The organism is Enterococcus dongliensis, assembly GCF_031927985.1.
In the GTDB taxonomy this organism is placed as follows: Bacteria; Bacillota; Bacilli; order Lactobacillales; family Enterococcaceae; genus Enterococcus_A; species Enterococcus_A dongliensis.
On the sequence record NZ_JARPZC010000026.1, the window covers coordinates 1 to 11,758 of the forward strand.

Below are 11,758 nucleotides of genomic sequence, written 5' to 3' on the forward strand. Positions count from 1 at the left end.
TTATCGAACACCTTTGGAAGTATTTTTGAGTTACGTAAGTATTGATGATTTGTCTAACTTAATTTGACAATTAAGATAATGAAAGAATTTATCCAGATTTTGAGCACAATCGAATGGAATATCAATTAAGAAAAAGTGGTAAGGCAATTTCTTATTTCTGGCAAGAAGATTTACGACATTATAATTTTGTTAAAGATATTAACTTGGAGAAAATCACTGAGTACTATTCAGAGAAAAGAGACGAATTTCTAAACGGAGAAATGATTGAGCTAGTTCCTTTAATAGGCAATGTGGAAGACCTTTTTGATGAACTACATTTAGATCTAAACATAGATTTTAAAATTGAAAATGATCAGATGGGAGAGTAATTTATATTGGAAATTGAAATGATTTGTCCGAAGTGTAAAGAAAGTGGATTTATACTGAATCCAAAATATATAGATATTATTGACGATTTAGAGGACAATTATCCTAGTTACTATGATGCGTATGAAGAATTACGTAGACAAGGTATACATCATAGTACTTGTAAAAATGAAAATTGTAATTTTATTGTGGATAGTCTAGAAAATATTGGTTATGATGCAAAAAAGAAAGTAATGTTTTGGAAGAATATTGATTGACCTTTTATTGATTTTTATAGAGTTAATTAGAAAGTTCTCTGGAGAGGCTTTCTTTTTTTATTTCGTATGGAAAATGATAGTTATACAAGTTATTATTTTGAATCTATTTACACAAACTATATAAGCAAATTGTAGTGAAAAGGAGTGTCCAGAAAATGACCATTTTCTGGACATTTCGTTTATCTGCTCAAATAATAGTATTTCTTATGGAAAAAGTGTCCATAAACTTGTAACAAAATCTATGTTCAGTTATACGTTTTTAATTAAGTTATGTTACACTGGGGACATCGAGGAGATGACATAATGAAAATAGGATATGCTAGAGTATCAACTGGATTGCAGAATTTAGATTTACAACTAGATAGTTTAAATAAATTTGGGTGTGAGAAAGTTTTTACAGATCATATTAGCGGAGCAAAAAGCCATCGTCCTGGATTGGAATCTGCTTTAGATTTTGCTCGCAGTGGGGATGAGATAGTTGTCTGGCGGTTAGATAGATTGGGTAGGAATATGGAAGATCTGATTACTTTGGTAAATAGAATGAATGAACGGGGCATAAGTTTCCATAGCCTTCAAGAGTCAATTACGATGGATAAATCAAGCTCTACGGGTCAGTTAATGTTTCACCTTTTCGCAGCATTTGCTGAGTTTGAGCGAAACCTTATCTTGGAAAGATCTGCTGCTGGACGTGCCGCTGCCAGGGCAAGAGGAAGAGTGGGTGGACGACCTGAAAAGTTAACTGGAAAGGATTTAGAGTTATTAAAAACCCTAGTTGACAACGGAACACCAATAAAAACGATAGCTGAAAAATGGGATGTATCACGTACAACAATTTATCGTTATTTGTCTAAGCTTGAATGAGTTCAGTGATTATCATCAATTGAAAGTTATCTTTAAAAATAGTGTAGTTTCCTGATTATTTAAACGTAACTTTATATCCGTTGAATAGAAGCAAGGAAGCATTGAGGAGGAGAATTGTGTTCGAAAGGCCTATCTACTTAGATAAGATGTTACAGTTCAAAGATTCTGATGACATCAAAATTTTGACTGGGGTTCGTGGTTCGGGAAAATCATCCTTAATGAAGCTATATAAAATACACTTAATCAATGAAGGGATACCAGATAGAAATATTGTTTACATGAACTTTGAAAGTTATGACTATCAATCTATCAACAATGAAGAAAAGTTAAGAACCGCTTTAAATAAATTGCACCTTCAAATCCAAGATAGAATCTATTGGTTGCTTGATGAAATACAATTAGTAACCGGCTGGCAACGGGTGATAAATGATTTAAAGGCCGATTATGATTGTGATGTTATGGTAGCTGGATCAAATGCTGATATCCTTTCAGACGAATTACATGGTGGCTGTAGTGAGATTTCAGTCTATCCTTTGTCGTTCAAAGAATTTTTACAAGTGAAACAGCTGTCATCAGATTCAAGGCTCATCGATGAAGCTTATGATGAATTTGAGAAGTATGGTGGGATGCCAGCAGCCTTGCTAACACATGAAGAATCAAAAGATATAACCCTTCAAGGAATATTTGCTAGTAGTGTTTTAAGAGATGTCATTTATAAATCGTTCATAAAAGATTCAGCGTCATTAAAAGGTGTTATTAGTTTTTTAGTAACGAATATTGGGTCATTTTTGAATGCATCTAAAATCTCGAATACTTTGAATGATAGAGGAGTCGTAACTTCTGTCCCTACAGTAAGTCGATACCTAAATCTCTTGAAAACAAGCTATCTGTTTGATAAAGCAAAGAAATATGATATTGAGAATCATGAATATTTAAAAACAAATAGCAAGTATTTCATGGTTGATTCTGGTTTGAGTAGAAGCATGATTGGTCGAGATACTGATAACACTTGTACCATGGAAAACATTGTATATATGGAATTAAAGCGACGAGGCTATCATGTTGATATTGGATATTTTGATAATAGAGAAATAGGATTTATTGCTAAACAACTAGATAAGACTGTATATGCTAAGGTCGTTTTTGATTTGTCAGAGGCTATTGATGCAACGGAGGATTTCAATAAAATTACTGATAGTTGTAAGAAGATATTGGTTAGTAGCTATTATCAAGAAATGAAACAAGTGAATGTTATCGAGATTAAATATATCGTTGACTGGTTATTAGAGTAGAGTATCAAGTGGTTTGGCTTACTAGTCGTAGCAAGCTAATTTTGAACAAGCATAAAATAAATACTGATAAAGTGATATTTCCTTTTAGCGATAAAGTTAAACAGGGAAATATCACTTTTTGTTTTGGTCATTTGTAGATTAATAATAGATATTTGGAGAAGTCCATCAGTCTGAGGTAAGTTTTAAGTACAATAGATAGTCTTGATATCGATCCTTGGGTGGGAGTTTTCATTATTTTACTAGGTAGTTAATAAAATTCAGATTTTATAAATGTGTTTGTAGTTATTTAAACTTGTCGTAGCGTTGACTTGGTTCTTATTTAATAGTCTTTTTTAGCTGTGTAAATTTACTTGATTAGTTATATATAGTATTCTTTAAGTGTGGTAGCACGATATTGTGTGAAAAAGAAAATAATTCATAGTGACAGTCTTCAGAAAAATGGGGGGGACTTCTCTCGAAAAGACTCATTTTTTTGTACCCCGAAAAGAAAAGTAGGTTTGTTCACTCGGCATAAAATTTTTACTCGAAATTATTTAACTGGAGGGATAAATATTGGAAGAAATCAAGGTGGTAGACATTAGTAAAAAAGGAAGAAAGGAAAAACCGGCCTTAGTTTTTTCTCCTGAATTAGTCGAAGTAGCTGGTTGGCAAAAAGTAAGAAGAGTATATTTTTCTGTAAAAGGTGATTCTAATCGTGAGGCTCCTTACACAGTGATGCAGGTTGTTCGGACTAGAACAAACGCTGAACGGGTTAACAATATACGTCTACCAAAAGGCTCTACGATTAAACTTGATCCAAGTCATAAGGGGAGTTGTAGGACTTATGCAAGTTGACTATGTATCGGATCTTCACTTAAGTCACTATATTCCTTTTCACAAGAATCCTCAGAAGCAGAAGCGACAGATACGATCATTTGTTGAGAATAATTTTGTTTCTGATATCAGAGGTCATGTTTTAGTCCTAGCAGGAGATTATTCGGAATACAACTTGCAAACTATTACGATGATTGAAACTTTTGGCTTGTATTATCAGCATGTATTGGTTGTTTTCGGTAATCACGATCATTATCTTACATCACAGTCGCAAAGGAAAAAGTACGATTACTGCTCAGAAAACCGCTTATTAGAGATACAGAATCATTTTAGTGAAATTGACAATGTTCATATTCTTCAGAATCAAGTCGTTACGATTGATAGAGTAAAGTTTGCTGGATCAAGGCTATGGTATAACTTAACCACAGCAGAAAGCTATGAGTTTTATAAAAATCAAAGTAATGACAGCCATTTTATTTTTTCTTGTCAGAATAATTCAACATTCATCTGGAAAGAATATCATGATCAAGATTTGTCTTTCTACAATTCATTAGTAGATATTGATGTCATGGTTAGTCATATACCTCCAATCCAACCAATCAACAGTCTATTTCCATTCAATGAATGCTATGTCTCTCCTGTAAACCATTTTAAAGCCAAACGATGGATTTGTGGTCATCACCACTTAGTCGATAGCTTTAAAAAAGAGGATACTGCTTTTTACATGAATGCAATTGGCTACCCTAGTGAAGAAAATGCGAGGACTATTCAATCATTTGTTGTCAAAGTTGACGATCAAGAGTAGTTATGAGGAATTACTATATTAAAGTTATAGGGGTTACTTAAAATGAATCGTACAGACATCTTAAATAGTTTTGACTATGATACAAGAGGAAATGAATTTAAAGAAGTTTCAGAAATAAAAATGCGTGAGATTTTGGAAGACTACTATTTTACAGGAAAAACAATTAAAAAGATTATTGAAGAGAATCAACTAAAAATAAAAAGCAGTGGGTTGTATAAAAACTTTCCCAAACTAACTAATAAGACTACGTGTAAATATGATCAACACAAAATGTACGTAACTGTGCCAAGTAGAGAAAACTTGAAATATTTTTCAATTGACGTAGAAAAGTTTGAATGTTCAGAATGTGGTCACCGTAACATAGTTGGATGCATGTGTAATAATTGCCAGGATACTTATCGAAGGAAAATAAAGCAAGCGTACTCTTTAGAAGAAAAAGTAAGTTTGGAATCCTGTTGTTTGAAGGACCGGCTGGCTCTGGCGACATTATTACAATATACATTTACAAATTCTTGTAGAGAGGAGATTGGCCCATACAATAAATATTTAGAAGTTTCAGGTTCTCCCTTCTTTGATGCGAGAAAGGAACTTGAACGTCTGATAACAAAAGGGATTATTGGTGTATCTCCTAGCAGTGATTTGTCTTCCTTTCCTATAGATGATCAGTTTCCAAATAGATTTTACTCTGACAGGGTGAAGTATAAGCTTAACTTAGCGATGGAAGACGAGGATTATCTATTTAGTTCTTTGAAGTACTTTACAAATACTATATTAATAGATGATCAAGAAAGAAATGATCTTTGGCGATATATTGTAATAAATGAGTTGATCAGGTTAACAGAATATCAGATGGAAGAGTTTGCCTTTTTTTACAAACATAAGAATGACAAAGACAAATTATTTAATCTATTTATTCGCTTAGTAGAAACACTTATTCCATCTCAGATATATGCTATGATTTGGCTTGGAATCAGAAAGGCGGATAATTTAAAGAAAAAAGATGTTTGGAAAAATTATAAATACCATCATGTAGATTTTATTATTACAAATATAGAACAGTCGATTATGTGGAGATTTAATAATCAGGAAGAAATTAAAAGCTACAATTATCCAAATCAAGTTGAACCGATACTATACACCAAAATATATTTCGAACAGATTTTGTTAAGGCCGGATTGGTTTGTTGAAAAAGTTCCTAATGTTGCTATAGGAGGAAATTGATGGAGTCTATTGGTACTAAATTGTATAAGTCATTAGTAGGAGAATTAAATAATCAAATTATTAAATATCTTAAAGAACAATATATGGAGGACTTTTCAACAGAGGAGATTGCTGAACGAGTAGACACTTTTAAAAAAGTTATTGAATCAGCAAATAAATCTGAAGTAAGTCTTGAAGATTGTAAGTTGATAGTCGCTGAGGAAATAGATGACTTTGAAGCATCTAACGTTTATTGGCATGTTTCTCTCCTATATAAAAGCAACGATACGTATGCGATAGATTTTATTCCATTGAATGAACTACTGAACTACCCTGTCGAAGGATATGAAGAAAATGTAGCGCTTATTGGGGATGTAATTTGGGAATTAACCTTTGATGGATGGACAGTAGAGGAGCAACAAAAACGGATATCTGAGATGAACAAACGAGTTGAGGAGTAGCATAAAATCGTTTCAGTTAAATAGATGAGTATTTCTAAAAAGAAATTTACACCTAGTTAGCAATACTACCTACTTTCTGTTTTGAAGGGGTTGTTACACCAGTGCTGAAGTGATAATATTCTTTATATAATAGAAGAAAAAAATCACAGGTAGAGCTGACCGTATTGCGAAATACAATCAATTATTACGTATCGAAGACCAATTGGGTGATGTTGCTGAATACAAAGGAATCAAATCTTTCTACAACTTGAAAAACAACCCATTTATCGCTAAATAATTAGTAATAAAGAAGCTGTGAGGAATTTTCCTCACAGCTTCTTTTTGTATGGATTAGTAGTCTTGATGCAATGCATGCAGAGCGTGGGCAACGGTTGGATGTTGGATTGGACGATCTTCTTGTTTTTTCCAAAGTTGTTGGAATTGTTTTTCTACTTCTGGTTGCATAGAAGTAAAGACTAATTTTTGCTCGTGTAATGCAGCAATAGAAAAATAATCAGCAAATGTATCTAAGGCGGTTAAGTCGATGCTAGGTACACCGCGGAGTGAGAAAATAAGGCCTTCTTTATCTACGACTTGATCGAGTTCTTTTTTTAATTGATTCGTAGACATAAAGAACAAGGGACCTGTGATATAAATGACGGCCCAGTCAGAACCGACATCAGATGGCGGTAATTTTATTCTTTGCCAATCAATCTCTTCGGTAATAATTGAAATTTTAGCACTTTTTGCGATAAAGAATATACAGCTGAAAATGATACCAATAACAATCGCGATACTTAAATCAAAAATCACAGTACTGAACATCGTGACAGAAAATAGTAAAATTGCTGTTCGATTTTTTTGTTGGATCATTGTTTTGATAGTCGCCCATTCGTGCATTCGCCAGCTCGTCACAAGTAAGACACTGGCAAGGGCGGCCATCGGGATTTGTGACATAATTGGTGCAAAAATAATCATGGATAAAAATAAAAAAAGTGCGTGGAAAATTCCAGCTAGCCGAGTTTGCGCGCCTGATTTTATTGCGACACTTGTTCGTGCAATAGCAGCTGTTGCAGGAATCCCTCCAAAAAATGGAAGGATGATATTACCGATTCCTTGAGCAACTAATTCTTGATTACTATCAAGGTCTTTTCCAGTCATTCGTCCGGCAGAAGCACCGCATAATAAACTTTCGATCATCCCCAGCATTGCGATACTGACAGCAGGCAGGAACAGTTGTTTTATAAGTGTCGGATTCAATGTTGCCAGTTCCAATCGTTCATTTGTCAGCAAGGAAGTTGGGATTTTACCGACTGTTGCTACAGGGAGTTTAAAAATAAATGAAGCAAAGGTAGCTAGAATAATGGCTACAAGGGAAGCTGGTAAAACTTGGTTCCATTTTTTGGGATAAATGATCAATAGCAGTAAAATACATAAACCCAATACGACTGTAGGCAGATTGGGGGTGAATCCTGTTTTATAACTCATCAATTTTGTAATAGCACTATCACCAACCGAAGTTGTACCTAAGAAATTATCGATTTGTCCTAAGGCAATAATGATAGCAATTCCTGAAGTGAATCCTGTAATCACCGGTGATGGGATAAAAGAAGTCAGTGTACCTAATTTGAGCAATCCAGCCAGCAGTAAGATCACACCAGCGATGAAGGTCGCGACCAAAACACCTGCTAGACCTTGTGTAGCAATGATCCCCATTAAAATTGCGGCCATTGCACCAGTAGGCCCAGAGATTTGATAAAATCCACCTGAAAGTCCACCGATAACAACACCTGCAATAATCGCAGTAATCATTCCTGCTGCGGCATCAGCACCACTGGAGACACCAAAGGCTAATGCGAGGGGCAGGGCCACGGCTGCGACCGTTAATCCAGCTAATAAATCTTTTTGGAGTTTTTCCTTTGAGTAATGATGAAATTCCTGTTGCAATAAATTCTTATAACGCTTGATCATAAAACACTCCTTTTCGAAAACACGACAAAAGCCCGTAATAAACGGGCTTTTAATAAATAATTTTCTTTTTTTAAACTATCTTCCACTATAAGATACTATAAATAAAAGTACAATGGTTTTTATAGATGTTTTTAGAAAATCTGTTTCTTTTGGCTGATAATTAAAAGACATATCCTTGTTTTTGGCAAAGTTTCAGCAATTTTTAGGCTTTTTTGCTATACTGAAAGCAAAGAGAACTCTAAGGAAGTGAAGCAATTGGCAAAAGACGAGGTACAACAACATCTGGATAAAGGACGTTATGGATCGCCGCGAATCAATCCAGAAGAGCAGCGAAAATATTTAGGAACCTTTCGAGAACGTTGTTTTGTGAGTATGACAGTAAGTGAGATGCGAAGCAAACAAGACCAAAAAAATTTGATTGAAGAAATCAAGCAGCATCCTGACGGCAAGTTATTGATCAATGGTGCAGTCTCTGAAGAGCTGCAACGGACGTTTATTGGACTAGCTTCTAAAAATGCTGCTGATTTTACGATCGTCAATGATGCAACAGTTGAATCCGAAGAGAGTATCGGTCTGTTATTAGTGACTGATTATGCGGTGAATGAGGAAACCATTGATATTGAAGCAAAATATCCACCAAAATCAGAAGATGAGGAAGAACCAAAGGAAAAGAAAAGTTTTTTCAGCCGCTTTTTTGATTAAAAAAGCACACACTGAATAATTACAGTTGACATTTTCTCCAAGTGTCGGTATTATACAGCTTGGGCACCCTTTTAGTAAGGGTCAAGTGTTTAGTGAATTCATAGCTCCCTATTCAAATTGGATAGGGAGCTTTATTTGTTTTTTCTAGACGTTTCCTGCAAATTAGTATGAAGGAGTTTTTTCATTTATGACAAAATATATTTTTGTAACTGGCGGCGTAGTTTCATCAATCGGTAAAGGAATCGTAGCAGCTTCATTGGGACGTTTGCTTAAAAACCGAGGATTAAAAGTGACGATTCAAAAATTCGATCCTTATATCAATGTCGATCCAGGTACGATGAGTCCTTATCAACATGGAGAAGTTTTTGTGACAGATGATGGGGCAGAAACAGATTTAGATTTGGGTCACTATGAACGTTTCATCGATATCAATTTGAATCAATACTCCAACGTAACGACAGGAAAAATTTATTCAGAAGTTATTCGTAAAGAACGTAAAGGGGAATACTTAGGAGCTACAGTCCAAGTTATTCCGCATATTACGAACGAAATCAAATCAAAAATCATGCGTGCTGCTAAGATGACTGATTCAGATGTAATCATTACAGAAGTCGGCGGAACAGTAGGCGATATCGAATCATTGCCGTTTTTAGAAGCACTTCGCCAAATGAAGGCTGAAGTTGGTGCAGACAATGTGATGTATATCCACACGACGTTGATTCCTTATTTGAAAGCAGCAGGCGAAATGAAAACGAAGCCTACTCAACACAGTGTAAAAGAATTACGTGGGCTAGGGATCCAACCAAATATTTTAGTTGTTCGGACTGAACAACCTGTTTCTCAAAATACTAAAAATAAATTGGCTCAATTTTGTGACGTTGCGCCTGAAGCCGTCATTGAATCTCGTGACGTAGAAACGCTGTATTCTATTCCGTTAGCATTACAAGCACAAGGAATGGACCAAATTGTTTGCGATCACTTGAAATTAGATGTGCCAACAGCTGATATGACGGAATGGCGTGCATTAGAAGAAAAAGTCTTGAATCTTAAGAAAAAAGTCAAGATTGCTTTAGTAGGTAAATACGTTGAATTACCAGATGCCTATATTTCAGTAGTAGAAGCGTTAAAACATTCTGGTTTTGCATTTGATTCAGATATCGAGATTGAATGGATTCAATCACAAGATGTGACTGATAAAAATGTGGCAGAAAAATTAGTAGGTGTGGACGGCATCTTAGTTCCCGGCGGTTTTGGCGATCGAGGGATCGAAGGAAAAATCGAAGCAATCCGTTATGCTCGCGAAAATGATGTGCCGTTTTTAGGAATCTGTTTAGGAATGCAGATGGCTTGTGTAGAATTTGGCCGTAACGTAGCAGGATTAGGCGAAGCCGATTCAGCTGAAACCGTTCCAGATACAGCAAACAATATTATCGACTTGATGGCAGATCAAGAAAATATTGAAAACTTAGGTGGGACATTACGTCTTGGCTTATACCCATGCAAGCTGAAAAAAGGGACAAAAACAGCAGCAGCTTATAGCAACGAAGAAGTCATTCAAGAACGTCATCGTCATCGTTATGAATTCAATAATCAATACCGCCAATTATTTGAAGATAAAGGATTGGTCTTCTCAGGTGTTTCTCCCGACAATCGTTTAGTAGAAATCGTTGAAATCCCTGAAAATAAATTCTTTGTAGGCTGTCAATTCCATCCAGAATTGATTTCTCGACCAAACCGCCCACAACCATTGATCAAAGCTTTTGTCGGTGCGTCATTGGAAAATAAAGAAGCAAAATAAGAAAAAACTGAAAGGCCAGGTGCCTTTCAGTTTTTTTTGCGAAATATATTTTTATTAGACTAACGTGATCAGTTAGAAGTTTTTATGAAGACTTTTAAAATTAGAGAAACGCCTTCTTGATTTAAAGTTAGGAAAATTTAGTAAGACTTATTGGTCCATTTAATAGAAAAAACAAAAAAGTTGAAATGTAAAGGTTTTATCGGATGGTTAGCAGTAGCAAAGATTACGAAACTTTGATAGAATTAACACGTTAGTTAAGCATGGCTTAACCAAATAGAAACCTTAGGAGGAATTTTTTATGCCAGTAGTATCAGGAGCAGAATTCTTAAAAGCTGCACGTAAAGGCGGATATGCAGTTGGTGGATTTAACACAAACAACTTAGAATGGACTCAAGCAATTCTAAAAGCCGCAGAAGCTAAAAAAGCACCAGTTCTTATCCAAACTTCAATGGGCGCTGCAAAATACATGGGCGGATACAAAGTTGCTAAAGATATCATCACTAACTTAGTTGATTCAATGGGTATCACAGTACCAGTTGCAATCCACTTAGACCATGGGGATTACGAAGCTGCTTTAGAATGTATCGAAGTTGGTTACACTTCAATCATGTTTGATGGTTCTCATCTTCCATTTGAAGAAAACTTGAAATTGGCTAAAGACGTTGTTGAAAAAGCTCATGCTAAAGGCATTTCTGTTGAGTGTGAAGTTGGTTCAATCGGCGGAGAAGAAGACGGAATCATCGGTGCTGGTGAATTAGCTGACGTTGATGAATGTGTACAAATGGTTGCTACAGGTATCGACTACTTAGCATGTGGTATTGGTAACATCCATGGTGTATATCCTGAAAACTGGAAAGGTTTAGCATTTGATCACTTACAAGCTATCGCTGATGCTGTAGGTTCTGATGTTCCTTTAGTATTACACGGTGGATCAGGTATTCCTAAAGAACAAATCCAAAAAGCTATCTCAATGGGTATTTCTAAAGTTAACGTAAATACTGAATTCCAATTATCATTTGCTAAAGCAACTCGTGAATATATCGAAGCTGGCAAAGATAAAGAAGGAAAAGGCTTTGACCCTCGTAAATTGTTAGCACCAGGTGTTGCTGCAATCGTTAAAGATGCTGAAGAACATATCGACTGGTTCGGTTCAGCAAACAAAGCGTAAGTTGTTTTGGTTCTGTTGCAAAGTTTTAAATAAAGAATAAAATCCCTTACGGTATCTATGATTTAAGCTGGGATTCCCAATAATA

At 35.3% G+C, this 11,758-nt stretch carries 12 protein-coding genes and 1 pseudogene; 12 read left to right on the forward strand and 1 reads right to left on the reverse strand.

The window, feature by feature from the left end; genetic code table 11:
* The first annotated feature begins 113 nt into the window (after window positions 1-113).
* The 9 genes and pseudogenes from P7D84_RS12915 to P7D84_RS12955 form a co-directional block, all read left to right on the forward strand.
* A complete protein-coding gene (locus P7D84_RS12915) occupies window positions 114-368 on the forward strand; it encodes a hypothetical protein (RefSeq protein WP_311806679.1) in 255 nt (84 codons plus the stop codon).
* Between the two features lie 6 nt (window positions 369-374).
* Entirely contained in the window at window positions 375-623 is a 249-nt protein-coding gene (locus P7D84_RS12920) for a hypothetical protein (RefSeq protein WP_142976581.1), read from the forward strand.
* 303 nt (window positions 624-926) lie between these two features.
* Window positions 927-1,484 (forward strand): recombinase family protein, encoded by a 558-nt coding sequence (locus tag P7D84_RS12925; RefSeq protein ID WP_139900953.1) that lies wholly within the window; start codon window positions 927-929, stop codon window positions 1,482-1,484.
* Between the two features lie 116 nt (window positions 1,485-1,600).
* Window positions 1,601-2,776, forward strand: a complete 1,176-nt coding sequence (locus P7D84_RS12930; protein WP_139900952.1) for an ATP-binding protein — start codon at window positions 1,601-1,603, stop codon at window positions 2,774-2,776.
* Between the two features lie 552 nt (window positions 2,777-3,328).
* Window positions 3,329-3,610, forward strand: coding sequence for a hypothetical protein (locus P7D84_RS12935; protein ID WP_311806682.1), 282 nt, complete (start codon window positions 3,329-3,331; stop codon window positions 3,608-3,610).
* The gene (locus P7D84_RS12940; RefSeq protein WP_142976388.1) at window positions 3,600-4,394 is read left to right on the forward strand and encodes a metallophosphoesterase family protein; all 795 of its coding nucleotides are present in this window, start codon (window positions 3,600-3,602) and stop codon (window positions 4,392-4,394) included. Before P7D84_RS12935 ends, P7D84_RS12940 begins: the two co-directional genes overlap by 11 nt.
* A gap of 42 nt (window positions 4,395-4,436) precedes the next feature.
* Window positions 4,437-5,615 (forward strand): hypothetical protein, encoded by a 1,179-nt coding sequence (locus tag P7D84_RS12945; protein ID WP_311806684.1) that lies wholly within the window; start codon window positions 4,437-4,439, stop codon window positions 5,613-5,615.
* Window positions 5,615-6,055, forward strand: a complete 441-nt coding sequence (locus tag P7D84_RS12950) for a DUF6557 family protein (protein WP_142976386.1) — start codon at window positions 5,615-5,617, stop codon at window positions 6,053-6,055. The genes P7D84_RS12945 and P7D84_RS12950 overlap by 1 nt, the downstream gene beginning before the upstream one ends.
* A 151-nt stretch (window positions 6,056-6,206) precedes the next feature.
* Window positions 6,207-6,332, forward strand: a pseudogene (locus P7D84_RS12955) (hypothetical protein); the annotation flags it as partial.
* 53 nt (window positions 6,333-6,385) lie between these two features.
* On the opposite strand, the gene P7D84_RS12960 reads toward P7D84_RS12955, so the two are convergent.
* Window positions 6,386-8,005 carry a SulP family inorganic anion transporter gene (locus P7D84_RS12960; RefSeq protein WP_311806687.1) on the reverse strand — a complete coding sequence of 540 codons (1,620 nt, stop codon included), beginning with the start codon at window positions 8,003-8,005 and terminating at the stop codon, window positions 6,386-6,388.
* Between the two features lie 255 nt (window positions 8,006-8,260).
* Between P7D84_RS12960 and P7D84_RS12965 the strand changes: the two genes are divergently transcribed.
* From P7D84_RS12965 to P7D84_RS12975, 3 genes are all read left to right on the forward strand, one after another.
* Window positions 8,261-8,707: a YueI family protein gene (locus P7D84_RS12965; RefSeq protein WP_137603482.1), complete on the forward strand. Its 447-nt coding sequence runs from the start codon at window positions 8,261-8,263 to the stop codon at window positions 8,705-8,707.
* Between the two features lie 187 nt (window positions 8,708-8,894).
* Complete coding sequence (pyrG, locus tag P7D84_RS12970; RefSeq protein WP_311806689.1) at window positions 8,895-10,505, forward strand: CTP synthase; 1,611 nt, start codon at window positions 8,895-8,897, stop codon at window positions 10,503-10,505.
* Window positions 10,506-10,803: 298 nt separating this feature from the next.
* Window positions 10,804-11,673 carry a class II fructose-bisphosphate aldolase gene (locus P7D84_RS12975; RefSeq protein WP_048604702.1) on the forward strand — a complete coding sequence of 290 codons (870 nt, stop codon included), beginning with the start codon at window positions 10,804-10,806 and terminating at the stop codon, window positions 11,671-11,673.
* The last annotated feature ends 85 nt before the right edge of the window (window positions 11,674-11,758 follow it).

Excerpts from the sequence above, each read along its gene's own strand:
- P7D84_RS12975 (WP_048604702.1), top strand. The coding sequence starts at position 10,804 with ATGCCAGTAGTATCAGGAGCAGAATTCTTAAAAGCTGCACGTAAAGGC.
- P7D84_RS12945 (WP_311806684.1), top strand. The coding sequence starts at position 4,437 with ATGAATCGTACAGACATCTTAAATAGTTTTGACTATGATACAAGAGGA.
- pyrG (WP_311806689.1), top strand. The coding sequence starts at position 8,895 with ATGACAAAATATATTTTTGTAACTGGCGGCGTAGTTTCATCAATCGGT.
- P7D84_RS12925 (WP_139900953.1), top strand. The coding sequence starts at position 927 with ATGAAAATAGGATATGCTAGAGTATCAACTGGATTGCAGAATTTAGAT.
- P7D84_RS12915 (WP_311806679.1), top strand. The coding sequence starts at position 114 with ATGGAATATCAATTAAGAAAAAGTGGTAAGGCAATTTCTTATTTCTGG.
- P7D84_RS12960 (WP_311806687.1), bottom strand. The coding sequence starts at position 8,005 with ATGATCAAGCGTTATAAGAATTTATTGCAACAGGAATTTCATCATTAC.
- P7D84_RS12950 (WP_142976386.1), top strand. The coding sequence starts at position 5,615 with ATGGAGTCTATTGGTACTAAATTGTATAAGTCATTAGTAGGAGAATTA.
- P7D84_RS12940 (WP_142976388.1), top strand. The coding sequence starts at position 3,600 with ATGCAAGTTGACTATGTATCGGATCTTCACTTAAGTCACTATATTCCT.